Raw genomic sequence first — 21796 nt, 5'->3', positions numbered from 1 at the left:
GCCGGCGGCGAAGGTGCCGCGCGCGGGGCGGACGTTGCCGCCGTTTGCCCTGCCGCGTCAAGCTTGCGACGATTTCGCCCGTTCCGGGTGTTTCGCTGCGACGCAAAGCGCATTACCTAGGATGCAGAACACCTGCGGAGGCCGGCATCGTCGCCGGCGACATCCGCGTATCGGGGAAAGGACAGGGCATCATGACACAGGGATCGAACCGGATTCTCGACGATTTCGCCAAGCTGATGACGGACGCGGCCGGCGTTGCCCAGGGCGCCCGGCGCGAGGTCGAGACGGCGTTCCGCGCCCAGGCCGAGCGCTTCCTGGCGGACATGGATCTGGTCAAGCGCGAGGAGCATGACGTCGTCAAGGACATGGCGGCGAAGGCGCTCGACGCGGTCGAGGCGCTGGAAGCGCGTGTGGCCGAACTGGAAAAGGCGTCGGCCAAGCCCCGCGCGGCCAAGCCGAAGACCGCCGGGGACTGAGCCCGGATCGATTTTCCGGGGATGGCGGCGGGGAGTTCCAAGGCTTTCGCGACGTAATTTCGCCGCTGCCGTCCACAGGTTCAAAAGCGTAAAAGAAACGTGAACATATCTTTGAATTAACTTCTCCCTATATACTGGTTCCTAGCGAAGATTCGCGACGGCCGCTACCGGACGGGCCTTGGCCGTCCTTGCGGTTCGCGGAAACTCGCTGGCGGCAGGCCAAACTCCTGCGGACCGACACGGATGGCCTTGCGTCCGGCCAGGGCGCAATGCCCGCAAGCCGAGAGGAACCTCCCATGAGCCTCATCGACATCGATTTCGAACGGCCCGCCAATCCCGTCGACACGATCGAGCATATCGCGGCGATCAACGACTGGTCCTTCGAAAGGTCTTGCGACGAGGAGATCACGATCTCCGTCACCGGCCATTGGTGCGACTATCACGTCTCCTTTTCCTGGATGGAGGACCTCGAGGCCCTGCATCTGGCCTGTGCCTTCGACCTGAAGGTTCCCGACCCGCGCCGCACGGAAGTCGTGCGGCTGCTGGCCCTCGTCAACGAACAGCTCTGGATGGGTCATTTCGACCTGTGGAACCGGGAGGGGGTGGTGATTTTCCGTCAGTCGCTGCTTCTGGCCGGTGGCGCGGAGGCCACCTCGCGGCAGATCGAGGGGCTTCTCACCAACGCGCTGGAATCCTGCGAGCGCTATTATCAGGCCTTCCAGTTCGTCGTATGGGCCGGTAAAAGCGCCTCCGAGGCGATTGATACCGCCCTGTTCGAAACTGCGGGGGAAGCATGAGTTTTTCCAAGGAACGTCCGCTCGTTCTTGTCGGAGCCGGCAAGATGGGCGGCGCGATGCTGGCCGGCTGGGTTGACGCCGGCACCGACCCGGAAACCATCCTGGTGGTGGATCCGAATCCGTCCGACGAGCTCCGGGAGCTTTTGGCGCGCACCGGCATCCGCCATGCCGGCGCCGTCGATCCCGCGCTTCGCGCCGGTGTCCTGCTGCTGGCGCTCAAGCCGCAGATCATGGCCAGCGTCCTCCCCAGCGTCGCGTCCAGCGTCGATGACGAGACGTTGGTGATTTCTGTCGCTGCCGGCACGCCGGTCGCCACCTTCGCCGCGGCCTTCGGGGATGTTGCCATCGCCAGGGTGATGCCGAACACCCCCTCCCAGGTCGGGCGCGGCATGAGCGTTGCCTATGCCAATCCGCGCACAAGTGCGGCGCAGCGTGCCACGGTCGACACGTTGCTCGCCGCGATCGGTGCGTCGGACTGGATCGACGAGGAACGGCAGATCGACGCGGTGACCGCGGTCAGCGGTTCGGGCCCCGCCTATGTCTTCTATCTCGCCGAGGCGCTGGCCGAGGCCGGTGTCGCCGCCGGACTGCCCGCGGATCTTGCCATGCGCATTGCCCGCCAGACCGTCTGCGGTGCCGGCGAACTGTTGTATCGCTCGGACAAGCCGGCGTCGGAACTGCGCCGCAATGTCACGTCGCCGAACGGCACGACGGCCGCGGCTCTCGAGATCCTGATGGATGCCGAAGGCGGCCTGCCGCCGGTGATGACGCGCGCTGTCGCGGCGGCGAAGAAGCGTTCGGAAGAACTCGCCGGCTGAGGCTTTCTTCACGATCGGCAGGCACCCTGCAGGCGACTTTGCCGGGCAAAGCGTCGCGGGGTGTCGAAATTTGCCGGCGCTCTGCCTACATTGGTCTTTCGAGGACGTCGGCAAGTTATCAAACTCCGGCGGCAACCCGGGAGATGCTGATGGCAACGCAGAAGACGAAGCAGAAGATCGTCGCGAGTTTTCTCACGCTGGTCGGGGAACGGGGCTGGAACGGCTTCGAAATGACCGACATCGCCGCCAGCGCCGGGGTCAAGCTGTCGGTTCTGCGGGCGGAGTTTTCCGGCAAGACCGCCTGTCTCCGGGCGTTTCTGTCCGAGGTCGACCAGACGGTTCTCGATGGCATCGACGAGGACATGGCGGACCAGCCGGCCCGCGAGCGGCTTTTCGATATCCTGATGTCGCGGCTCGATGCGCTTGCCCCGCACAAGGATGCGCTTCGCGAGATGAAGCGCGCGGCCGGGCGCGACCCGCAGCTTGCCCTGAAAATCAACCGCGAAGCGGTGACCTCGATGCGCTGGATGCTCACCGCTGCGGGCATGCCCGCCTCGGGTCCGCGCGCCTCCGTCATGGCGCAGGGGCTGGCGATCGCCTTCGCCCGGGTCGTCGATACCTGGCTGACGGACGAGGATCCCGGACTTGCACGCACCATGTCGGCGCTCGACCGGCAACTGGACGAGGGCGAAAGCTGGATGGGCCGGCTCGACAGCGTCAGCCGCTTCCTGAAGCCGTTGTTCGCCGCTGCCCGCAACCGGAGGGCGGGCAAGTCTCGGCCGGAGCCGACCGAGGCCGGCGACGAGACGGCCGGCGGCGCTTCCCCCGGCGCGGCGTCTCCAGCCGCCTGAGGCCGGTCGGGCGGAAAGGCCTTGCACAGACAAATAAGTCTGTGCTTATGTATCAGCATGACCGAGAACGATGTCTTTCGCGCCCTTGCCGACCCGACTCGTCGCACCGTCTTCGAGAAGCTGGCTGCCGGCCGCATGAACGCGACCGCCCTGCGAGAGGGCATGGCGATCAGCCAGCCCGCGATGTCACAACACCTCTCGGTCCTGAGAACCGCCCGCCTCGTCAAGGAAATGCGGGAGGGACGCTTCGTCTATTACGAGGTCGACCCGGAGGGGCTGGCACTGGTCGCGGGATGGATGGCGAAGTATCGCGCCTACTGGCCCGCGCGCGTCGATGCCCTGAAGGACTTGCTGAAGGACATGGACCAATGAGCGACGGGATTTTCGGCGAGAGCGAGACCGGCCAGGGCCTTGCGGCGGAACTCAGGTTTGAATTCGACCTCGATGCACCGCCGGAGAAGGTCTGGCGGGCGCTCAGCCTGGCCGAGTTTCGTGCACGCTGGTTGCCCGGCGCCTCGCCGGACGGCGAGGAAGCCGTCACCGTGGTGAGCGAGCGGGAGGCCAGCTACCGCATGCGCGAGCCGGAGCCCCCCTTCCTTGAAAGCACCGTGACGTTCCGCATCGAGCCGAACGGGTCGGGCGGCACGCGGTTGCGGATCCGTCACGAACTGACGGACGTTCGGCTGAAGCGGCGCGAAAGGCTGCCGGCAAACAGCGATCCCTGCCTCATGCTTGCGGCCTGACATCCGCGAGACTGTTCCCCGCGAAAATCAGAAAACACCGGAGTTCGCCGATGCGCGAAGCCTTGCAACTCGTCCCCATGGTCGTCGAGCAGTCGGCGAGGGGGGAGCGGTCTTTCGACATCTACTCGCGGCTGTTGCGCGAGCGGATCATCTTCCTCAACGGCGAGGTCAACGACGACGTTTCCGCCCTTGTCTGCGCCCAACTCCTGTTCCTCGAGGCGGAGAACCCGACGAAGCCGATCAGCCTCTACATCAATTCGCCCGGTGGCGTGGTCACGAGCGGACTGGCGATGTACGACACCATGCGCTACATTCGCCCGCCCGTGCACACGCTGTGCATGGGAACGGCCCGCTCCATGGGCTCCTTCCTGCTGATGGCGGGAGAGCCGGGCGAACGGGCAAGCCTGCCCAATGCCAGCATCCTCATCCACCAACCCTCCGGCGGCTTCAACGGGCAGGCGTCGGACATGCTCATCCATGCGGAGGAAATCAAGCGGACGAAGCACCGCATGACACGGCTCTATTCCGAGCATTGCGGCCGCAGCTATGATGCCTTCGAGGAGGCGATGGACCGTGACCGCTTCATGACCGCGGAACAGGCGCTGGAATGGGGCCTGATCGACCGGATCCTCGAGCCTCGCGAGCAGACGGCCGCGGTCGGCGACTGACCCGGACGGCGGCTCCGCTTCGCCAAAAGGTCAACCGGCGCCAGACCTGCTCGCGGTGCTTGGCACGGGCCGGACCGATGCCGTAATGTCGCCGGACGGTTCGCGCATGCATTCGCCCGGCGAGGCTGGATGCGCGGCCTCTCGCCTTCTTCGTTTCTGCAAGACAGGGTTTTCCGTATGGCACATGCCGACAAGGGCGCCGTTGCGCCGACCGTTACCTTTGACGATTTCCTGAAAGTCGACATCCGCGTCGGACGCGTCATCGAGGCCGAGCCCTTTCCCGAGGCGCGCAAGCCGGCGTTCAAGCTGAAGATCGATTTCGGCGAGGAGATCGGCATCAAGAAGACCAGCGCCCAGATCACCCGCCACTACACGCCCGAAACGCTGGTCGGTCGCCGGGTGCTTGCGGTCGTGAATTTCCCGCCGCGCCAGATCGGCCCGATCATGTCCGAGGTCCTGACGCTCGGCGTGCCGGATGCCGACGGCGAAGTCGTGCTGCTCGCTCCCGACCAGGACGTTCCGCTCGGCGGCCGGCTCTACTGAGCGGGCTGCCGCGCGCGGGGGCGGCGGAAGACATAGACGGTTGCCGGCGGCAGGTTTGCCCAGACGCGCCGGGTGCGCGTGAAAGCCAGTCCGAGCCCCTTCGCGACGCGCTCGCGCAGGGGCGATTTCGGGCCATAGGTGAACTGGATGAAAACGCCGTCCGGTCCGAGCCGCGAGAAGGCGGCGCCCAGGATCGCGGCCTGTTCGTCGGCGCTCATCGAGAGCAGCGGCAACCCGGACAGGACGGCGTCGAAGGGCGCCTCCTCGACGCGCGCAAGATCCTGCGCCGGCAGCCTGTGCAAGGTGGCTTGCGGGAACCGGATCGCAAGCCCCTCGGCAAAGAGCGGATTGATCTCGAACAGGACAAGGTCGCGTTCGGGCACGCCGCAGTCGATCATGCAGCGGGTGAAGACGCCAGTGCCAGGGCCGAGTTCCGCCACGCGGCGGGCATGGGCGGGGAGTTGGCGCGCCATCATCTCGCCGAGGCCGGGCGAGGAGGGGGCGAGCGCGGCGACCTGGCGCGGGCGGCGCAGGAACTGGTGGAAGAAGGCTGTCTGTCCGGTCGGCATGCGGGAAGTCCTCGCGTGATCGGTGCGGGATGGAGGATGATCGGGGCGGGGTGCGCGGGCCGTGTCAGCGGCCGCGCATGATTGCGTAGGCGAGTGCGGGCGAGAGCCGGTGGACGATCCGCAAGGCTCGTGTCTTCTCGATCCAGATTTCCTTCTTTCCCGCTTCCAGCCCGCGCAGCAGGTCGGCGGCGGCGCGTGCGGGCGGGTACTTGCGCAGTGTTGAAGGCCGCGACAGTCCGGTATCGACCAATGTCATCACAACCTCGCTGACAAGGATCTGACGCCCGGCCGCCGCGCACTGGTCGCGCAGCGCGCGGGTGAAGCTGCGCAGGCCCGCCTTCGTGGCGCAGTAGACTGCGGCCTCGCGCTTCGGGGCGATGGCGAGCCCCGAGGTGACATTGACGATCGCGGCCGAAGGCTGCCGGGACAGCAGCGGCAAAAGGGCGGTGGCGACCTGCGCCGGGCCCGCGAGATTGACGGCGATCTCGCGGGCGATCTCATCGAGAAAGGCCGGCGGCGCGGTCGCAAGGTCCTGATGGATCATGATCGCGGCGTTGTTGATGACCAGGCTGCAGTCGGGGTGGCGGGTCGCGACCCAGTCGGCAAGCGCGCGAACGCCCTGCGTCGTGCCGAGATCTGTTGCCAAGGCGTCGAGCCGTCCGGGATGGGCGCCGGCCAGATCGTCCAGGGGGGCGATGTCGCGTGCGGCGACCAGCACGGTGTTCCCGCGGGCGAGCAACTGGCGGACGGTTTCGAGTCCGATGCCGCGCGAACCGCCCGTAACAAGGGCGGTGCGGCCGGCGAGGCTGAACGGTTTTCTCATCGGGTCCTTCCCGGAAAGGGGCGAAAATTTCTTCGCAGATCCCCCCGATTATGCGAGTAATTGCTCACATTCACACTCGCATTGGGCAGGACCGATGGACCGACGGCTCAAGCCGCGCAAAACCCCGGTACAGGGCCGCAGCAAGGCGACTTGCGACGCTGTTCTGGAGGCGGCGGCTCGCATTCTGGTGGAGGAGGGGCGGCAGGCCCTGACGACGAATCGCATCGCCGAACGTGCCGGCGTGTCGGTCGGCTCGCTCTATCAGTATTTCCCCGGCAAGGAGGCGATCCTTGCCGAACTTCTCCGGGAGATGCGGCGGGGGATGGTGATGCTCCTTCGACGCGCGGTGGAGGCAGCGGCGAACCAGTCATTCCGGCGGGCGGTGGGCACCCTGATTGCCGCCACGCTCGACCACCACATGAAGCGGCCGGAGTTGGCACGGGCGCTGGAACGGGAGGAAGAGGACCTGCCGATCGATGCGGAAACGCAGGTTCTGAAAGCGGAGCTGCGCGGCCTGATCGCCGGCTTTCTTGGTGAGCGCGGGATCGCCGATGCCGAGCGGAGCGCCTTCGATCTGGTTGCCATGTGCCACGGAATGGCCTCCGCTGCCGTGCGCGCCGGGCAGGACGACATGGAAGATCTGAAGGGCCGTCTCGAGCGCGCCGTGCTCGGCTATCTCGGCAGGCCGGAGTGAGCCGCTCGGTTCTTCTGCCCCGGGCGAACCGGCGCTAGACCGGAATCCTGACCCGGGCGCGCAACCCGCCGAGGCTGTCGCTGGCGCCGAGCACGATGTCGCCGCCATGGGCGCGCGCGATGTCGCGGGAGATCGCCAGGCCGAGGCCGCTTCCGCCGGTGTCGCGATTGCGCGCCTGGTCGAGCTGGTAGAAGGGACGGAAGACGTTTTCGCGCTCGTCCTCGGGAATGCCGGGGCCGTTGTCGTCGATGGTGATCGTCAGCCAGCCGTCGGCGTTGCGGCCCTCGATGCGCACCTCGCTGCCGTGGCGTGCGGCATTGGTGACCAGGTTGGTCAGCGCCCGCTTGAAGGCGCTGGGTCTCAGGTTGACCATCGGCGGTCCGTCGAGGCGGGACGAGACGTCGCCGCCGAGGATCTCCACCTCCGCCTCCAGGTCCTCGAACAAGAGGCCGATGTCGGTCGGCTGCGCCTGTTCGTCTCCCTCGCCGCGGGCAAAGGCGAGATAGTCCTCCAGCATCGTCTTCATCTCGTCGACGTCGCGCTGCAATGCCCGGACTTCCTCGCTGTCGGGGAACAGGGCGAGTTGCAGGCGGAAACGGGTCAGCACCGTCCTGAGGTCGTGGCTGACACCGGCGAGCATGGTGGTGCGCTGCTCGATCTGGCGTTCGATGCGCCGCCGCATCTCGATGAAGGCCTGGGCCGCGCGCCGCACCTCCCGCGCGCCGCTTGGCCGGAAATCCTCGATCGGGCGTCCCTTGCCGAAGTTTTCCGCGGCCGTTGCCAGCCGCTCGACCGGTCTTGTCTGGTTGCGCAGGAAAAGCAGCGCGATGACGACGAGAATGAGCGAGGTGGAGACCATCCAGACGATGAAGAAATGCGAGTTGGAGGCATAGGCCTGGCTGCGCCGCGCGATCACGCGCAGCACGTTGTCGGGCAGCTTGATGCGGATCTCGACGAAACTCGAGCGGCCGACCGTGTCGATCCAGAACGGCTTGCCGATCCGGGCCGCGATCTGCTGGGAGAGATAGCGGTCGACGATGTCGAAGAAGGGCTTCGGGCGCGGCGGCGGCAGGGGCTCGGGCGGCAGGATGGTGATCGCCAGGCTGAGATCGCGCCGTGCCATTTCGGTCAGGCCGGCGATCTCCGCCTCGCTCCCGGCGCCCTCCACCAGGGTCGCCAGAAGGGCTATGTCGCGCACGACCGCGTCGGACAGGCGCTGGGTGACGAGGTTGTAGTGACGTTCGAGAAAGACGAAGGCCAGCACCGCCTGCATGATCACCAGCGGTGCCACGATGATCAGCAGGGTTCGGGCGAACAGGCCCTTCGGTGTGCGCCGGTAGAGCGCCCCGGCAAATGCACGATAGGGAACGGCCACCATGTCCGCGAACCGCCGCAGGGCGGCCGGCGGCGAGGGGCGGGGGATGGCGTCGCGCAGGCGCCCGATCAATCGCATACGAGCCGGTAGCCGATGCCGCGCACGGTCTGCAGGTAGAGCGGGTTGCCGGGGTCGGTCTCGATCTTGCGGCGCAGGCGGTTGATCTGCACGTCGACCGTGCGCTCGCCCAGGCCGCTGTCGTCGCCGACGATCTCGGTGCGCGGAACGGTCTCGTTCGGCTTCTCGGTGAACAGCGAGAGGATCTCCTTCTCCCGGTCGGTCAGCCGGACGATCTCCTCGCCGCGTTTCAGTTCGCGCCGCGCGGCGTCGAAGACATAGGGGCCGAAGCGGATGTCGGCCGGCGGCATTGCCTCGGGCGCGGCGCGGCGGCGCAGGATGGCGCGGATGCGCAGCAGAAGCTCGCGCGGCTCGAACGGCTTGACGAGATAGTCGTCGGCGCCGGCCTCGAGCCCGGCGATCCTGTCGGCGGCGTCCGAGCGGGCGGTGAGCATCAGGATCGGCACGTCGGAGCGCCCGTGCAGGTCTGCGGCCAGCGACAGCCCGCTTTCCCCCGGCATCATCACATCGACGACGAGCAGGTCGAAGGCGAGTCCCTCCAGCCGGCGGCGGGCCTCGGTGGCCGACGCGGCGACCGTGATGCGAAAGCCGTGCTCGGCCAGGAAACGGCGCAGCAGCGTGCGGATGCGGGTGTCGTCGTCGACCAGCAGCAGATGCGGCGCGTCGTCATCCAGCACGGGGCGGTTCTGGGTGCCGGCCAGCGGAGGATCGGAGATCGGGTGTTCGGCGGAATCGATCGTCACGGCCGGCTTCTCGCTCTTTCGTGGTGGTGCGCGGGGGCGCGGATCGCTCTTGTCATTCGCCGTCGATCAGGCGCGCGACGTCGCCGCGCTGATCGGGGTCGATCATATGATAGAGGAACTGTCGGGCAATATCTTGACCGCCGGGGGGAAGGGCGGTGAGCGCCCGGCGGATGCGCAGGGTCTGCAGGTCGGTCAGGCGGGCGGCGAGCTGCTTTCCCTTCCCGGTGGCGAACAGCAGGCGTTCGCGCCGGTCCTGGGGGCCGGGCTCCTGCGAGATGTAGTCTTCCTCGACCAGTTGCTTCAACACCCGGGCAAGGCTCTGCTTGGTGATCCGCAGGATCGCCAGAAGGTCGGTGACCCGGAGCCCGGGATTGCGGCTGACGAAATGCAGGACCCGGTGGTGCGCACGGCCGAAGCCGAACTCGGCCAGGACCGCGTCAGGGTCCGAGGTGAAGTCGCGATAGGCGAAGAACAGCAGCTCGATCAGGTCGATCGGGATTGCCGTCGTGGAGGCAGCAGGCTCCCCTGGGAGCGTGTCCGAGAAATTTACGTCAGTCATATTGACTTATTTCCGACCGATTGTTACACGTATCCTGTCTGCTGCGAAATGATCGTACGTCATCGCCCTTCAAGCATGGTAGATGTTGTCCTTCACCGTTGCAGATCGCGGCTTTTTGCCGATGCTTGCGGTTCACGCATTGCCTGCATCGGCCAGCCGGTGGCCCGCCACCATACAAACAGATGACGGGCCGCGCAAAGCTGCGCGATCGGGTTGCAAGTCAGTCGGTTCGATCCGTTCCAGCAAAGGTTCCGGGTCGCATTCAAACGCAAGCGGGATCAAGCCCGTTGCATGTTTCGGGAGTATTTCGACATGGCGCAGGTGCCTTTTGACCAACACGAAGGCGAGATCTGGTATGACGGCGCCTTCGTGCCGTGGGCCGATGCCAAGCTGCATGTGCTGAGCCACGGCCTGCACTATGCCAGCAGCGTGTTCGAGGGAGAGCGCGCCTATGGCGGCGAGGTGTTCAAGCTCGAGGAACACACCGACCGGCTGCATGAGTCGGCCCGCATCCTGGGCTTCGAGATCCCCTACAGCGCCGAGACCATCAACCGTGCGACGCGCGAACTGCTTGCCCGCGAGAAGCTGGTCGATGCCTATGTGCGTCCGGTCGCCTGGCGCGGCAGCGAGATGATGGGCGTGTCGGCGCAGAAGAACACGATCCATCTGGCGATCGCCGCGTGGGAATGGCCGAGCTATTTCGATCCGGAACAGCGGCTTAAGGGCATCCGCCTCGACATGGCCCCCTATCGCCGGCCGGACCCGGCGACGGCGCCGTGCCGTTCGAAGGCCGCCGGTCTCTACATGATCTGCACGATCTCCAAGCACGAGGCCGAGCGCAAGGGCTATGCCGATGCGCTGATGCTCGACTGGCGCGGCCAGGTGGCGGAAGCGACCGGCGCCAATGTCTTCTTCATCAAGGACGGCCAGATCCACACGCCGAAGCCGGATTGCTTCCTCGATGGCATCACCCGCCGCACGGTGATCGATCTCGCCAAGCGGCGCGGCATCGAGGTGATCGAGCGGGCGATCCTGCCGGAGGAACTCGCCGGCTTCGAATCCTGCTTCCTGACCGGCACGGCCGCCGAGGTGACGCCTGTGTCGGAGATCGCCGACTGGTCGTTCCAGGTCGATGCCATCACCAAGGCGCTGATGGACGACTATCAGGCGGAAGTGCAGCCGAAGGCGGAAGCGCGGATCGCCGCCGCCGGCTGATCCGGCGAGGTCACATTGTCCGCAAGGACGGATATCAAAAAGGCGGCCCTCGGGCCGCCTTTCTTGTTCAAGCGGGCAACTGCTAGGGCTACAGGCGGAAGACGCGCCCCCGTTCGGTCCAGGCGACGACACCGAGCGCGAGCAGGCTGAAGCCGGCAAAGCCGAGCGCGATCGGCAGCACCGTGCCGTCGAAATGGCTGGAGACGAGAAAGCCGAGCGCGGCTCCGCCGCTGGTGGTGACGAAACCGAGCATGGCCGAGGCGGTGCCGGCGATATGGCCGAGCGGTTCCATGGCGATCGCATTGAAGCTCGGCCCGACGAGACCGAAGCAGAATATCGCCAGCAGCAATAGCACGGTGAACGGAATGAGATCGGAGCCGATCACCAGCGCGACCACAACCTGCACCATGTTGATCGCGCAATAGGCGAAGAGCGCCCAGTGCGAGAGAGGGCGCAAGCCGATGCGCTCCACCAGATAGGCGCTGAGAAAGGACGCGGCGGACAGCGCGCTGCCGGCCATGGCGAAGATCAGCGGAAAGGTTGCGCCAAGGTCGAAGACGTCGACATAGACCTGCTGGGCGGAGGCGACGAAGGCAAACAGGGCGCCGAAGATCAAGGTGGTGGCCAGCATGTAGCCGAGCGTTGTGCGGGTCGTCAGCGTGGCCAGGTAGGCGCTGGCGACAGCGGAGAGCGAGAACGGCCGCCGTTCCTGCCTTGGCAGGGTTTCTCCCAGCCGCAATGAGCACCAGATCAGCATGGCGAAGCCGCCGACCGTCAGCATCAGGAAGATCGCCCGCCATGGCGCCACGAACAGGATCAGCTGGCCGATCGACGGGGCGATCACCGGAACGGTCATGAAGACCATCATCACGAGCGACATCACCCTGCCCATGCGGGCGCCCGAATAGCAGTCGCGCACCACCGAGAGGGCGACCACGCGCGGCGCGGCGCAGCCGACGCCCTGCAGCAGGCGGGCCAGCAGCAGGTGGTCCATCGTGTCGGCGACAAGGCTGAGGAGGCTTGCGAGCGCGTAGAGCGCCAGTCCGCCGAGCAGGATCGGCCGGCGGCCGAAGCGGTCGGACATCGGCCCGTAGACGAGCTGGGCGGCGCCAAAGCCGAGCAGATAGACGATGATGACCTTCTGGCGGTCGTTCGGGTCGGTCAGGGCGAAGGCCCTGCCGATATCGCCAAGCGCGGGCAGCATGACGTCGATCGCGAGAGCGTTGAGCGCCATGAGCGCGGCGACGATGGCGACAAACTCGGTGAAAGCAAGGCCGTGACGCGGCGCGGCGACCGCCTCGGCGGCCGGTGAGGAAACAGTCATGGTTGGTCCGATCGGGAAGACGCTGCTGCGTGACGGCAAGAAAACCGCTGGGAAATACGGTTGCCGGCACGAGCCGAAACAGGGCGTCGGGAACTTTTTCTAGACATTCACCGGAATTCACCGCCGGTCAACCTGTCTGAGAAGGGGCCGGCCGGTGACCGGGAGCCGGGCCGGGCGGTTTTTCCTCGCGGAAGGGAGGGCAACGTCTTGAAATGACAGCGGCAGCGCTCCGCTGCGGCCGTGCGGAAAATTATCGCGTCCAGCGATCGGCGTCGGCGCTGTCGCTCTCGCGCGCGTCGACCCATTCACCCGCACCGCCGCTCTTCAGGTGTTCCTTCTTCCAGAACGGTGCCCGGGTCTTGAGATAGTCCATCAGGAATTCGGCTGCCTGGAAGGCGGCACGGCGGTGGCGCGACGCGGCGGCGACAAGGACGATGTTGCCCCCCGGGGCGATGCGGCCGTGGCGATGGATCGCCAGAATTCCGTCAAGAGGCCACCGTCGGCATGCATCGCGTGCGATTCGCCCGATTTCCTCCTCGGCCATGCCCGGATAGTGCTCGAGCTCCAGCGCCGAAAGCCGGCCGGCCTCGTCGCGGCACAGGCCGGTGAAGGTGACGACCGCCCCGACATTGGCCTTCCCGGCGACAAGGGCCGCGACCTCGGCCGCCGGATCGAAATCCTCCGCCTGGATGCGCACGACGACGGGCGGCGAGGCAGGGATCTGCTCCTTGTCGGCAGTCGGGCCGGCACTTTCGGAAGAAGGGGACGGGTGGCCGGTCACGGGATGTGCCTCAGCCGCCGGTCATCGGGGGAAAGAACGCGGCCTCGCGGGCTCCTGCCAGGGGCGTATCGTGCTCGACATGCTCGTGATCCAGCGCGACGCGGATCGTGTCGCGTTCGGCAAAGGCACTGGCATAGCTTTCGTCGCGCTCGACAAGCCAGTCGATCAGGCCGGCAACGGTGGTCACCGTCGCGGGCAGGTCGAGGGTTTCCGCCTCGCGCCCGACGCGTTCGCGCACCCAGGCAAAATAGCGAATCTGCATGGTCTGGCTCCGTTGGTTGCGACGGCCCCGGGGTGCGGGGTCAATCCTGCATGAGGTGGCCGATGCCGGCACGGAAATAGTCGTAACCGGTATATAGCGTCAGCAGCGCCGCGATCCACAGCGCCATGAGGCCGGCGATCTGGGTGCCCGGCAGGACGGCCTCGCCGGCCGGGCCGGCCAGCAGAAAGGCCATGGCGATGAGCTGTAGGGTTGTCTTCCACTTGGCAAGCCGGGTCACCGGCACGCTGACGCGAAGATCCGCCAGGAACTCGCGCAGTCCCGAGACGAGGATCTCCCGGCACAGGATGATCGCCGCCGCGATCATCGACCAGCCGCCGATATCGCCCTTGCCGGACAGCAGCAGCAGGCAGACCGCGACAAGCAGCTTGTCGGCGATCGGGTCGAGCATCTGGCCGAGCCGCGACTGCTGTTGCCAGGCGCGGGCAAGATAGCCGTCGAAGAAGTCCGTGATCGCCGCGATGATGAAAATGGCGAGCGCCGTCCACCGGGCGCCATATCCCTCGAAATCGGGAATGAGGCACATCATCACCGCGGGAACCGCGAGGATGCGGCCGTAGGTCAGGATGTTGGGAAGGCTCCAGACGTGGGATCGCGACATGTCTCGGTCGTGTCTTGAGCTGGGCGGGACTGCCATTCCGGCCGGATCGGCGGGCCACGCTCCAGGCGGGGGTCAAGGGACGTTCCCAGACCTTGAAGCATGTGCACATGAGCGCGTCAATCGGCGGCCGGTCGCGGGAACCGTCATCGCGTGGTCGTGAACCGGCTCCGCGAATTCCTCGGCAAGCGGCTCTCCATCGTTCCGCCACAGCGGGTATACCTGCGGGGAGCAACATGAAAGCGGGATGCGACATGACGGAGCGGGTGAACGGGTTCGGGCAGGCGATCGGGCCGGACGTTGAGAACTGGACGGCGCGGCCGCGCCCGCCGCGCACGGCGATGAGCGGGCGGACCTGCCGGGTGGAGCCATACGAGCCGCGCCATGCGTCCGACCTCTTTGCCGCCTATTCAAAAGATCGCGAGGGGCGCAACTGGACCTATATGGGCTACGGCCCGTTCGAGGAGGAAAACGCCTTCGCGGAGTTTGCCGCCGCCACCTATCCGGGTGACGATCCGATGTTCCATGTGGTGGTCGACGCCCAAAGCGGGCGGGCGCTGGGCGTTGCCAGCTTTCTCAGGATCGATCCGGCGAACGGGGTCATCGAGGTCGGCCACATCAATTTCTCGCCCGCTCTCCAGGCGACGGTGATGGCGAGCGAAGCGATGTTCCTGATGATGGGCCGCGTCTTCGACGAGCTTGGCTACCGCCGCTACGAATGGAAGTGCGATGCGCTGAACGCTCCCTCGCGGCGCGCCGCTGCGCGTCTTGGCTTTGTCTACGAGGGCACGTTCCGTCAGGCCGTGATCTACAAGGGGCGCAACCGCGACACGGCCTGGTTCTCGATCACCGACGGCGAGTGGCCGGCGCTGAAGGCCGCGTTCGAGGCCTGGCTCGATCCGTCGAATTTCGATGCGGACGGCCGGCAGAAGCGCGCGCTCGCCTCGTTCCGGGGCTGAGAGGCAGGGGCAAGCGCTGGCGCGCGCCCGGTTGGCCGGGCGCCGGATCAGGAAAAGATGCGCTCGCCCTGTTCGTCGATGATCTGGCGGGCCTTGCGGATGGCGAATTCGGCGGCCTGCTCCTCGCTCGGCATCATGTCGGCGCGGATGAAGTCGTGCGAGCGCGTCTCGCCGTCCTTGCCGGTGTGGGCGATGGAGCCGGCAACCTGCCACTGCCCGTCGCGGGCGGTCGGGGCCGGCGTCACAAGAAAGCCCTTGTATTCCACGATCGGGTGCCGGGAGCGCGGGGCCGCCTTGTCGCCGCCGAACAATCCGCCGAACAGCTTGCCGAATACCATGTCACGCGCTCCGTGTGTTCTTCCGCCGGGCCGCGCGTTTCGCGCCGCTCCGGCAATTTCTCCGGCAAGGCCTTGCAGGCCCTCCGGATGCCTGGGGCGAAGTGTCGCGCGTGCGGCGGAGCACTTCAAGTCCGGCCATTGCGGTCGTCGCCGAGCTGGCGGTGCGACCAGTGCCGGCGGCAGAGCGAGACATAACGGTCCTCGCCGCCGATGACGACCTGCTCGCCTTCCTCCACGATCCGTCCCGCCCCGTCGAGCCGGGCGACCATCGTTGCCTTGCGTCCGCACCAGCAGATCGTCTTGACCTCGCGCAATGTGTCGGCGAGGGCCAGCAGCGCGGCACTTCCCGGAAAGAGCTTGCCCTGGAAATCGGTGCGCAGGCCGTAGCACATCACCGGAATGCCAAGCTCGTCGGCGACCGCTGCGAGCTGCCAGACCTGCGCCTCGGTCAGGAACTGGGCCTCGTCGACAAAGATGCAGTCGACGGGGCGTTCCGCGAGCCGGGCCTCGATATGCGCCCGCAGTTCCGTCTTCGTCTCGAAGAGATCGGCCTCGGAAGCCAGGCCGATGCGCGAGGCGATGCGCCCGCGTCCGGCGCGCTCGTCGACAGCCGCCGTCAGCAGCAGGGTCGACATGCCGCGTTCGCGGTAGTTGTAGGACGCCTGCAGCAGGATCGTCGACTTTCCCGCATTCATCGAGGAATAGCTGAAATAGAGTTTCGCCATTGTTCCGGCGCCGGCTCCTGTGGTGACGGTGCTACCATCATGACGGCATTCACGCGCGTGACCGACCCGGAAGGGCTGTTTTGCACAGGTAATGGGACGAGCAGCGCGCCCGGCCTATTCGTGGAAATGGTCGTAGATCGCCCGGGCCACCGATTCCGACACGCCCTCGACCGCCGTCAGGTCGTCGATGCCGGCCTTGGAGACTGCCTTGGCCGTGCCGAAATGGCGCAGCAGCGCGCGTTTGCGATTGGGGCCGATGCCGGCGATCTCGTCGAGCGGGCTTCTGGCGATGTCCTTCTTGCGCCGGGCCCGGTGGGTGCCGATGGCGAAACGGTGCGCCTCGTCGCGCAGGCGCTGGACGAAATAAAGGACGGGGTCGCGCTCCGGCAGCATGAAGGAGGGCTTGCCCGGGATGAAGAACTTTTCCCGCCCCGCATCGCGGTCGGGCCCCTTGGCGATGCCGACCAGCGGAACATCGGTAATGCCCAGTTGCTCCAGCACCTCGCGCGCCGCGTTCAACTGGCCGAGCCCGCCGTCGATGAAGACGAGATCCGGCCAGGCCGGGATGGCGGTCATGTCCGCCGTGTCGCCGTCGGCCTCCTCGATGTCCGCCTCCTCGACATCCGCCTCCGCCTTGGAGGCGGCCATCCTCTCGGTTTCCGTCCCCTTCGCCTGTTGCGGGGCGGCTGGGGCGTCGTCGCGGGCATGTTCCTTCAGCAGCCGCGAGAAGCGCCGGGTCAGCACCTCGCGCATCATGCCGTAGTCGTCGCCCGGGACGAGGTCCTCGGACTTGATGTTGAACTTGCGATACTGGCCCTTGGCGAAGCCTTCCGGCCCGGCGACGATCATGCCGCCGACCGCGTTGGTGCCCATGATGTGGGAATTGTCGTAGACCTCGATGCGGCGCGGCGTTGTCGCAAGCCCGAAGACCTCGCCGACCCCTTTCAGCAGGCGCGCCTGGCTGCTTGTCTCGGCAAGTCGCCGGCCGAGCGCCTCGCGGGCGTTCTTCGTCGCATGCTCGACCAGTTCGCGTTTCTCGCCGCGCTGCGGCACGGCGATCTCGACCTTGTGGCCGGCGCGCTCCGAAAGGGCGGCGGCCAGCAGCGCGCGTTCCTCGATCTCGTGCGACAGGAGCACGAGGCGCGGCGTCGGCTTGTCGTCGTAGAACTGGGCGAGGAAGCTTTCCAGCACCTCCGCCTCACCGAGCGACTTGTCGGCCCGGGGGAACTGGGCGTGATTGCCCCAGTTCTGGCCGGTGCGGAAGAAGAACACCTGGATGCAGGTCTGTCCGCCTTCCTGGTGGATGGCGAAGACGTCGGCCTCCTCGACCGTTTGCGGGTTGATGCCCTGGTGCGACTGGACATGCGAGAGCGCGGCGAGCCGGTCGCGGTAGACGGCGGCGCGCTCGAAATCGAGCGTTTCCGACGCCTGCTCCATCTGGCTGGCCAGTTCCTTCTTCACGATCTGGCTGCGGCCGGAGAGGAACGCCTTCGCCTCGGCGACGAGGCCGCCGTAATCGTCGGGCGCGATCTCGCCCGTGCAGGGACCGGCGCAGCGCTTGATCTGGTAGAGCAGGCAGGGGCGCGAGCGGTTGGCGTAATAGCTGTCGGAGCAGTTGCGCAGCAGGAACGCCTTTTGCAGGGCGTTGATCGTGCGGTTGACCGCCCCGGCGGAGGCGAAGGGGCCGAAATAGCTGCCCTTGCGCCGGCGCGAGCCGCGATGCTTGACGAGGGCGGGCGCCTCGTGGTCGCCGGTGACGAGAATGTAGGGGAAGGACTTGTCGTCGCGCAGCAGCACGTTGAAGCGGGGCCGCAGCCGCTTGATCAGGTTCGCCTCGAGAAGCAGGGCCTCCGTCTCGGTGCCCGTCGTGACGAACTCCATCGAGGCGGTCGCCATGATCATCCGCAGGATGCGGTTCGACTGGCCCTGCAAGCGGGTGTAGCTCGTCACGCGCTTCTTCAGCGAGCGCGCCTTGCCGACATAGAGCACGTTGCCCTCGCCATCGAGCATGCGGTAGACGCCGGGCCCCAGCGGCAGGCGGCGAACGAAATGCGCGATGACATCCGCGCCGCGGGCATCCGGCCCCAGCGGCGTCGGCGCGCTTTCGAAGGCCGGCACCGGCGGCTGCTCCGCCTCGCCGTCCTCGCCGGAAAGGCCGTTTTCGCCCTCGTCCCCGTCGTCGTCCGGCATGTCCTGCGGGTCGGGAGGGGCGTCCTTGTGTCTGCTCATTCCGCGATGCCTACGACGTCAGGCGTCTCCCATGCAAGATGCTGCCCCCCGTCGAGGGCGATCATCTGTCCGGTGATCGATGGCGTCTCCCACAGGAAACGGATGGTGCTTCCGAACTCCGTCAGGGCGGGCCCGCGCTTGAGCAGCACCGCGCCGGCCTGGCGGGCGAAATCCTCCGCCTGCTGGCGGGTGTTGGCAAGTGTCGGGCCCGGGCCGATGCCGTTGACGCGGATGCGCGGGGCAAGGGCCTGCGCCATGGTCTGCGTCGCTGTCCAGAGCGCTGCCTTCGACAGGGTATAGGAAAAGAACTGGGGGGTCAGCTTCCACACCCGCTGGTCGATGATGTTGACGACCAGGGCGGTGGTGTCGGCCGGCAGCGCGGCCGCCATTTCCTGTGTCAGCAGGATGGGCGCGCGCGTGTGGATGGCCTGGTGGCGCTCATAGCGCTCGACCTCGATGTCGCCGATCTCGTCGCGCTCGAAGATCGAGGCGCTGTTGACGAGCAGGCGGACGGGTCCGAGCGCCTCGCGCGCCTTTGCCATGACCTGCGCCGGCGCCTGCGGCTGCGTCAGGTCGCCGTTGACGACCGCGGCCCGGCCACCGGCCGCGAGAATCTCGCCGGCAAGGCCCTCGGCCTCCGGCATCGAGCTGTGCGCGTGGATGACGACCTGGAAGCCGTTGGCGGCAAGGTCTGCGGCGATTGCCCGGCCGATGCGGCGACCGGCGCCGGTGACGAGGGCTACGGGGGCATTTGCCGCGGTTGCGGCACGTTCCGATACGGGCATTGCGACTCGCTGGTTTCCGGAAATCAGACGCTGGCAAAATAACATACGCAATGCGGGTGACGTTCGATCAGGTAACCTTGCCGAACTGGAACGCCAGGAAAATATAGGCCCCGTACAACGCGCAAAGGATGATACCCGAAGGCCAGCGGATGGTCACCCGCATTGCCGAGAAGGCAAGCACCAGCAGCGCACAGGCGAGCATCGCCCAGAGATCGAACTTCAACACCGCGGCAGGTATGTCCACCGGAATGACGACGGCCGTGATTCCCATGATGGCAACGAGGTTGAAGACATTGGAGCCGATGACGTTGCCGAGCGCGACGGCGGCGTGACCGCGGATGGCGGCCATCAGCGAGGTCATCAGTTCGGGCAGCGAGGTGCCGAGCGCGACGACGGTCAGCCCGATCACGGCGTCGGAGACGCCCCAGTTGCGGGCCAGCGCGGAGGCGCCCTCGATGGTGAAATGGGCCCCAAGGGGCAGGCCGATCATGCCGAGCACGACGAACAGGATGGCGAGCGCCGGGCTGTCGGGGACGCCTTCGACTTCCTCGAACGGGGTGTCGTCATCGCAGCAACCGGTATCGACCGCCGCTGCCCCGACATTCTGCGCACGGTGCTTGCGGGTGGCGCGCACCGAATCCCACAGGAACACGCCCAGAAGCAGCAGCAGGATGCCGCCATCCAGCCGCGAGATCGGGCTGTGGAAAGCCATGCCGATGAAGATGCCGGTGACGGCGACCATGAAGATCGCGTTGCGGGTCGCGCCGTTCTCGCAGCAGGCGGTCGCGGCAAACAGGGCCGGCAGGCCGAGCACGGCCAGCACATTGGCGATGTTGGAGCCGACGACATTGCCGACGGCAATGCCCGGGAGACCGTCCAGCGCCGCGCCGAGGGAGATGACGAGTTCGGGCGCGCTGGTGCCGAAGGCGACGATCGTCAGTCCGATCACCAGGGCGGGGATGCCGAGCTTCTCGGCGATGCCCACGGCGCCGCGCACCAGAACATCACCGGCGACGATGAGAACGACGAGCCCCCCGATCAGGCTGACATATTCGATGAGCATGAAGCTAGGGCACCCGGCGCTGCTAAGACATGGTGAGAAACGAGGCAAGCTGGACACGGGCGCGACCGAAAGGTCCGGGCGAACCCGGCTGGATGTGTCCGGCCTGCGTGTGACTTGCCGTATATATGCATTCGAATGCGGATGAAAAGCCCGGATTTGGGCGCGCGGGCATGCGCAGCGGGCCCGCTTGGCGGCATTTCGCGCCGCTTCCGCATGGTAACCGATTGCTTACCACGTCACCAAAAAATCACGAGTTGCCGCCAGATCACCGCATTTCGTGACGGGCATTGCCACATTCGATCTCCATATCTTTCGTGTTGGGGGCCGGACAGCGCATGGGCGATTGCCCGCCTGTCTGAATAATCCATCGTGTAACTCGGAGTAATCAAATGAAGCGTCTCGCTGCAGCCGGTTTGACGATCGCCGCCGTCGTGGCGAGTGCTCCGGCACTCGCGGCCGACCTTCCGCAGCCTGCCGAACCCTATACCTACAACGAGCCGGTTCCCTCTGAGCGGTTCGACTGGTCCGGGTTCTATTTCGGTGGGCATCTCGGCTGGAACTGGTCCGATTTCCAAACCTCCAACGCCGTCACCGGTCGCTTCAACACCCGTGACAACGGTGTCACGGGCGGTGTCCATGCCGGCTACAACTACATGCTGACGCCGGAGTTCCTGCTGGGCGCCGAGGCCGACTTCAGCCTCAGCGACATCGAGAAGTCGCGCACGGTCGGCGGCGTCAACTACAAGACGTCGAGTGACTGGAACGGCACGGTTCGTGCCCGTGCCGGTTGGGCCTTCGACCGCTTCCTGGTCTTCGGTACCGCGGGTCTGGCGATTGCCGACATTGAAGCGACGGCAAACGGGTCCTCCAAGAACTCCATCCGCACCGGCTGGACGGCAGGCGCGGGTCTCGAGGGTGCCGTGACGCAGAACATCACGGCCCGTGTCGAATACCAGTACCAGAACTACGGCAGCGAAAAGTTCGCGATCGGTGGCCAGACCTACAAGACGGATCTCGACAACAACCAGGTCCGTTTCGGCATGAGCTACAAGTTCTGATCCTGACGGATTGCGACCTGCAAGGAGGGAGTCCGGCAACGGGCTCCCTCCTTGCATTTCCGGGGCAGCCGCAAGCCCCGACCTTGCCAGCATCCGTGCTGCTGCCTTAGCCTTTCCGGGTGTTTTCTCCCCCCCCCCCGAAAGGTCTGCCGTGCACCCCGCCGAAGCTTCCTCCCCGCCACGGCCGATTGCCGGCCTGCCCATGTATGACTGGCCGGAGGTGCGCGAGGCGACCGACGCGCTCTGGGCGCAGCTTCGCGCCGCGCTCGAGGCGCGCGGGTTCGCGCCGCCTGCGGCGTTGTCGCGGCACCTGGGGCTTTTCGACCTGTGGCAGGATCCGGGCCTGCTCCTCGGCCAGACCTGCGGGTTGCCACTTGTCCGCCACCTTGCCGATACGGTCTGCGTGCTGGGTGCGCCCGATCACGGGGTCGGGGGATGCCCGCCGGGCCATTATTGCAGCGTTGTCGTCGTGGCGCGGGAGAGCCTTGCGACAGGTCTCGAGGACCTGCGCGGCACGCGGCTCGCCTTCAACCACCCCGGCTCGCAATCGGGTGAAGGCGCCTTGCGCCATCTGCTGGCACCGCTTGCGGGCGGCGGGCCCTGGTTCTCGCAGGTGATCGAGACGGGCTCGCACCGGGCGGCACTGGCGGCGGTCGCGAACGGGGGGGGGGAGGCGGCGACGGTTGAGCGCGTGAGCTTCCGGG

At 66.6% G+C, this 21796-nt stretch carries 27 protein-coding genes; 13 read left to right on the top strand and 14 right to left on the bottom strand.

Annotation, left to right across the window (positions count from 1 at the left end; genetic code table 11):
* Positions 1 to 191 precede the first annotated feature (191 nt).
* The 8 genes from ACN0T5_RS08935 (at position 192) to ACN0T5_RS08900 (ending at position 4896) form a co-directional block, all read left to right on the top strand.
* Positions 192 to 476, top strand: a complete 285-nt coding sequence (locus ACN0T5_RS08935; protein ID WP_417768275.1) for an accessory factor UbiK family protein — start codon at positions 192 to 194, stop codon at positions 474 to 476.
* Positions 477 to 772: 296 nt separating this feature from the next.
* Complete coding sequence (locus tag ACN0T5_RS08930) at positions 773 to 1273, top strand: YbjN domain-containing protein (RefSeq protein WP_306029341.1); 501 nt, start codon at positions 773 to 775, stop codon at positions 1271 to 1273.
* Positions 1270 to 2091: a pyrroline-5-carboxylate reductase gene (gene proC, locus ACN0T5_RS08925; protein ID WP_417768274.1), complete on the top strand. Its 822-nt coding sequence runs from the start codon at positions 1270 to 1272 to the stop codon at positions 2089 to 2091. Before ACN0T5_RS08930 ends, proC begins: the two co-directional genes overlap by 4 nt.
* A 149-nt stretch (positions 2092 to 2240) precedes the next feature.
* Positions 2241 to 2942 (top strand): TetR/AcrR family transcriptional regulator, encoded by a 702-nt coding sequence (locus tag ACN0T5_RS08920; protein WP_417768273.1) that lies wholly within the window; start codon positions 2241 to 2243, stop codon positions 2940 to 2942.
* A gap of 57 nt (positions 2943 to 2999) precedes the next feature.
* Positions 3000 to 3314 (top strand): ArsR/SmtB family transcription factor, encoded by a 315-nt coding sequence (locus ACN0T5_RS08915; protein WP_417768272.1) that lies wholly within the window; start codon positions 3000 to 3002, stop codon positions 3312 to 3314.
* A complete protein-coding gene (locus ACN0T5_RS08910; protein WP_417768271.1) occupies positions 3311 to 3685 on the top strand; it encodes an SRPBCC family protein in 375 nt (124 codons plus the stop codon). Before ACN0T5_RS08915 ends, ACN0T5_RS08910 begins: the two co-directional genes overlap by 4 nt.
* Positions 3686 to 3735: 50 nt before the next feature.
* Positions 3736 to 4353 carry an ATP-dependent Clp protease proteolytic subunit gene (locus tag ACN0T5_RS08905; RefSeq protein WP_417768270.1) on the top strand — a complete coding sequence of 206 codons (618 nt, stop codon included), beginning with the start codon at positions 3736 to 3738 and terminating at the stop codon, positions 4351 to 4353.
* A gap of 177 nt (positions 4354 to 4530) precedes the next feature.
* Positions 4531 to 4896, top strand: coding sequence for a tRNA-binding protein (locus ACN0T5_RS08900; protein WP_417768269.1), 366 nt, complete (start codon positions 4531 to 4533; stop codon positions 4894 to 4896).
* Here the strand turns inward: ACN0T5_RS08900 and ACN0T5_RS08895 are convergent.
* Positions 4890 to 5465 (bottom strand): class I SAM-dependent methyltransferase, encoded by a 576-nt coding sequence (locus ACN0T5_RS08895; protein ID WP_417768268.1) that lies wholly within the window; start codon positions 5463 to 5465, stop codon positions 4890 to 4892. The two genes, ACN0T5_RS08900 and ACN0T5_RS08895, sit on opposite strands and share 7 nt — an antisense overlap.
* A gap of 64 nt (positions 5466 to 5529) precedes the next feature.
* Positions 5530 to 6288 (bottom strand): SDR family oxidoreductase, encoded by a 759-nt coding sequence (locus ACN0T5_RS08890; RefSeq protein WP_417768267.1) that lies wholly within the window; start codon positions 6286 to 6288, stop codon positions 5530 to 5532.
* 94 nt (positions 6289 to 6382) lie between these two features.
* Here ACN0T5_RS08890 and ACN0T5_RS08885 point away from each other — a divergent pair, with 94 nt between their 5' ends.
* Complete coding sequence (locus ACN0T5_RS08885) at positions 6383 to 6982, top strand: TetR/AcrR family transcriptional regulator (RefSeq protein WP_417768266.1); 600 nt, start codon at positions 6383 to 6385, stop codon at positions 6980 to 6982.
* A gap of 34 nt (positions 6983 to 7016) precedes the next feature.
* Here the strand turns inward: ACN0T5_RS08885 and ACN0T5_RS08880 are convergent, their stop codons facing one another.
* From ACN0T5_RS08880 to ACN0T5_RS08870, 3 genes are all read right to left on the bottom strand, one after another.
* Positions 7017 to 8360: an ATP-binding protein gene (locus tag ACN0T5_RS08880; protein ID WP_417768332.1), complete on the bottom strand. Its 1344-nt coding sequence runs from the start codon at positions 8358 to 8360 to the stop codon at positions 7017 to 7019.
* 65 nt (positions 8361 to 8425) lie between these two features.
* Positions 8426 to 9136: a response regulator gene (locus ACN0T5_RS08875; RefSeq protein WP_417768331.1), complete on the bottom strand. Its 711-nt coding sequence runs from the start codon at positions 9134 to 9136 to the stop codon at positions 8426 to 8428.
* Between the two features lie 94 nt (positions 9137 to 9230).
* The gene (locus ACN0T5_RS08870) at positions 9231 to 9737 is read right to left on the bottom strand and encodes a MarR family winged helix-turn-helix transcriptional regulator (RefSeq protein WP_417768265.1); all 507 of its coding nucleotides are present in this window, start codon (positions 9735 to 9737) and stop codon (positions 9231 to 9233) included.
* 312 nt (positions 9738 to 10049) lie between these two features.
* Here ACN0T5_RS08870 and ACN0T5_RS08865 point away from each other — a divergent pair, with 312 nt between their 5' ends.
* Positions 10050 to 10952 carry a branched-chain amino acid aminotransferase gene (locus ACN0T5_RS08865; protein ID WP_417768264.1) on the top strand — a complete coding sequence of 301 codons (903 nt, stop codon included), beginning with the start codon at positions 10050 to 10052 and terminating at the stop codon, positions 10950 to 10952.
* A gap of 88 nt (positions 10953 to 11040) precedes the next feature.
* Here ACN0T5_RS08865 and ACN0T5_RS08860 read toward each other — a convergent pair whose 3' ends face one another.
* The 4 genes from ACN0T5_RS08860 to pgsA all read right to left on the bottom strand — a co-directional run bounded on the left by ACN0T5_RS08860 (position 11041) and on the right by pgsA (position 13938).
* The gene (locus tag ACN0T5_RS08860) at positions 11041 to 12276 is read right to left on the bottom strand and encodes a multidrug effflux MFS transporter (protein ID WP_417768263.1); all 1236 of its coding nucleotides are present in this window, start codon (positions 12274 to 12276) and stop codon (positions 11041 to 11043) included.
* Between the two features lie 250 nt (positions 12277 to 12526).
* On the bottom strand, positions 12527 to 12997 hold the full coding sequence (locus ACN0T5_RS08855; protein WP_417768330.1) for a molybdenum cofactor biosynthesis protein MoaE: 471 nt from the start codon (positions 12995 to 12997) through the stop codon (positions 12527 to 12529).
* A 70-nt stretch (positions 12998 to 13067) separates the two neighbouring features.
* Positions 13068 to 13319, bottom strand: coding sequence for a molybdopterin converting factor subunit 1 (gene moaD, locus ACN0T5_RS08850; protein WP_417768262.1), 252 nt, complete (start codon positions 13317 to 13319; stop codon positions 13068 to 13070).
* Positions 13320 to 13359: 40 nt separating this feature from the next.
* Positions 13360 to 13938 carry a CDP-diacylglycerol--glycerol-3-phosphate 3-phosphatidyltransferase gene (gene pgsA, locus ACN0T5_RS08845; protein ID WP_417768261.1) on the bottom strand — a complete coding sequence of 193 codons (579 nt, stop codon included), beginning with the start codon at positions 13936 to 13938 and terminating at the stop codon, positions 13360 to 13362.
* Between the two features lie 233 nt (positions 13939 to 14171).
* Between pgsA and ACN0T5_RS08840 the strand changes: the two genes are divergently transcribed.
* Complete coding sequence (locus ACN0T5_RS08840; protein ID WP_417768260.1) at positions 14172 to 14894, top strand: GNAT family N-acetyltransferase; 723 nt, start codon at positions 14172 to 14174, stop codon at positions 14892 to 14894.
* 47 nt (positions 14895 to 14941) lie between these two features.
* On the opposite strand, the gene ACN0T5_RS08835 is transcribed toward ACN0T5_RS08840, so the two are convergent.
* The 5 genes from ACN0T5_RS08835 to ACN0T5_RS08815 all read right to left on the bottom strand — a co-directional run bounded on the left by ACN0T5_RS08835 (position 14942) and on the right by ACN0T5_RS08815 (position 20034).
* Positions 14942 to 15232, bottom strand: a complete 291-nt coding sequence (locus ACN0T5_RS08835) for an HlyU family transcriptional regulator (protein ID WP_417768259.1) — start codon at positions 15230 to 15232, stop codon at positions 14942 to 14944.
* 125 nt (positions 15233 to 15357) lie between these two features.
* Positions 15358 to 15957 carry a thymidine kinase gene (locus ACN0T5_RS08830; RefSeq protein WP_417768258.1) on the bottom strand — a complete coding sequence of 200 codons (600 nt, stop codon included), beginning with the start codon at positions 15955 to 15957 and terminating at the stop codon, positions 15358 to 15360.
* A 114-nt stretch (positions 15958 to 16071) separates the two neighbouring features.
* Complete coding sequence (uvrC, locus tag ACN0T5_RS08825) at positions 16072 to 18186, bottom strand: excinuclease ABC subunit UvrC (protein ID WP_417768257.1); 2115 nt, start codon at positions 18184 to 18186, stop codon at positions 16072 to 16074.
* The gene (locus ACN0T5_RS08820) at positions 18183 to 18971 is read right to left on the bottom strand and encodes an SDR family oxidoreductase (protein WP_417768256.1); all 789 of its coding nucleotides are present in this window, start codon (positions 18969 to 18971) and stop codon (positions 18183 to 18185) included. The genes uvrC and ACN0T5_RS08820 overlap by 4 nt, the downstream gene beginning before the upstream one ends.
* A gap of 67 nt (positions 18972 to 19038) precedes the next feature.
* Positions 19039 to 20034 carry a calcium/sodium antiporter gene (locus ACN0T5_RS08815; RefSeq protein WP_417768255.1) on the bottom strand — a complete coding sequence of 332 codons (996 nt, stop codon included), beginning with the start codon at positions 20032 to 20034 and terminating at the stop codon, positions 19039 to 19041.
* 389 nt (positions 20035 to 20423) lie between these two features.
* Between ACN0T5_RS08815 and ACN0T5_RS08810 the strand changes: the two genes are divergently transcribed.
* On the top strand, positions 20424 to 21092 hold the full coding sequence (locus ACN0T5_RS08810; RefSeq protein WP_417768254.1) for an outer membrane protein: 669 nt from the start codon (positions 20424 to 20426) through the stop codon (positions 21090 to 21092).
* Positions 21093 to 21243: 151 nt separating this feature from the next.
* Positions 21244 to 21796, top strand: a 553-nt coding sequence (locus tag ACN0T5_RS08805) for a phosphate/phosphite/phosphonate ABC transporter substrate-binding protein (RefSeq protein ID WP_417768253.1), incomplete at its 3' end; no start/stop codon positions are given.

It is taken from the genome of Stappia sp., assembly GCF_048261845.1.
Classification (GTDB): Bacteria; Pseudomonadota; Alphaproteobacteria; order Rhizobiales; family Stappiaceae; genus Stappia.
Note: the sequence above shows the minus strand (reverse complement) of the source record. Positions and strands in the feature narration are given on the sequence as shown.

What these genes read in the sequence shown, in the direction of transcription:
- ACN0T5_RS08935 (WP_417768275.1), top strand. Translation starts at nt 192, where the DNA reads ATGACACAGGGATCGAACCGGATTCTCGACGATTTCGCCAAGCTGATG.
- ACN0T5_RS08930 (WP_306029341.1), top strand. Translation starts at nt 773, where the DNA reads ATGAGCCTCATCGACATCGATTTCGAACGGCCCGCCAATCCCGTCGAC.
- proC (WP_417768274.1), top strand. Translation starts at nt 1,270, where the DNA reads ATGAGTTTTTCCAAGGAACGTCCGCTCGTTCTTGTCGGAGCCGGCAAG.
- ACN0T5_RS08920 (WP_417768273.1), top strand. Translation starts at nt 2,241, where the DNA reads ATGGCAACGCAGAAGACGAAGCAGAAGATCGTCGCGAGTTTTCTCACG.
- ACN0T5_RS08915 (WP_417768272.1), top strand. Translation starts at nt 3,000, where the DNA reads ATGACCGAGAACGATGTCTTTCGCGCCCTTGCCGACCCGACTCGTCGC.
- ACN0T5_RS08910 (WP_417768271.1), top strand. Translation starts at nt 3,311, where the DNA reads ATGAGCGACGGGATTTTCGGCGAGAGCGAGACCGGCCAGGGCCTTGCG.
- ACN0T5_RS08905 (WP_417768270.1), top strand. Translation starts at nt 3,736, where the DNA reads ATGCGCGAAGCCTTGCAACTCGTCCCCATGGTCGTCGAGCAGTCGGCG.
- ACN0T5_RS08900 (WP_417768269.1), top strand. Translation starts at nt 4,531, where the DNA reads ATGGCACATGCCGACAAGGGCGCCGTTGCGCCGACCGTTACCTTTGAC.
- ACN0T5_RS08895 (WP_417768268.1), bottom strand. Translation starts at nt 5,465, where the DNA reads ATGCCGACCGGACAGACAGCCTTCTTCCACCAGTTCCTGCGCCGCCCG.
- ACN0T5_RS08890 (WP_417768267.1), bottom strand. Translation starts at nt 6,288, where the DNA reads ATGAGAAAACCGTTCAGCCTCGCCGGCCGCACCGCCCTTGTTACGGGC.
- ACN0T5_RS08885 (WP_417768266.1), top strand. Translation starts at nt 6,383, where the DNA reads ATGGACCGACGGCTCAAGCCGCGCAAAACCCCGGTACAGGGCCGCAGC.
- ACN0T5_RS08880 (WP_417768332.1), bottom strand. Translation starts at nt 8,360, where the DNA reads ATGGTGGCCGTTCCCTATCGTGCATTTGCCGGGGCGCTCTACCGGCGC.
- ACN0T5_RS08870 (WP_417768265.1), bottom strand. Translation starts at nt 9,737, where the DNA reads ATGACTGACGTAAATTTCTCGGACACGCTCCCAGGGGAGCCTGCTGCC.
- ACN0T5_RS08865 (WP_417768264.1), top strand. Translation starts at nt 10,050, where the DNA reads ATGGCGCAGGTGCCTTTTGACCAACACGAAGGCGAGATCTGGTATGAC.
- ACN0T5_RS08860 (WP_417768263.1), bottom strand. Translation starts at nt 12,276, where the DNA reads ATGACTGTTTCCTCACCGGCCGCCGAGGCGGTCGCCGCGCCGCGTCAC.
- moaD (WP_417768262.1), bottom strand. Translation starts at nt 13,319, where the DNA reads ATGCAGATTCGCTATTTTGCCTGGGTGCGCGAACGCGTCGGGCGCGAG.
- pgsA (WP_417768261.1), bottom strand. Translation starts at nt 13,938, where the DNA reads ATGTCGCGATCCCACGTCTGGAGCCTTCCCAACATCCTGACCTACGGC.
- ACN0T5_RS08840 (WP_417768260.1), top strand. Translation starts at nt 14,172, where the DNA reads ATGAAAGCGGGATGCGACATGACGGAGCGGGTGAACGGGTTCGGGCAG.
- ACN0T5_RS08835 (WP_417768259.1), bottom strand. Translation starts at nt 15,232, where the DNA reads ATGGTATTCGGCAAGCTGTTCGGCGGATTGTTCGGCGGCGACAAGGCG.
- ACN0T5_RS08830 (WP_417768258.1), bottom strand. Translation starts at nt 15,957, where the DNA reads ATGGCGAAACTCTATTTCAGCTATTCCTCGATGAATGCGGGAAAGTCG.
- uvrC (WP_417768257.1), bottom strand. Translation starts at nt 18,186, where the DNA reads ATGAGCAGACACAAGGACGCCCCTCCCGACCCGCAGGACATGCCGGAC.
- ACN0T5_RS08820 (WP_417768256.1), bottom strand. Translation starts at nt 18,971, where the DNA reads ATGCCCGTATCGGAACGTGCCGCAACCGCGGCAAATGCCCCCGTAGCC.
- ACN0T5_RS08815 (WP_417768255.1), bottom strand. Translation starts at nt 20,034, where the DNA reads ATGCTCATCGAATATGTCAGCCTGATCGGGGGGCTCGTCGTTCTCATC.
- ACN0T5_RS08810 (WP_417768254.1), top strand. Translation starts at nt 20,424, where the DNA reads ATGAAGCGTCTCGCTGCAGCCGGTTTGACGATCGCCGCCGTCGTGGCG.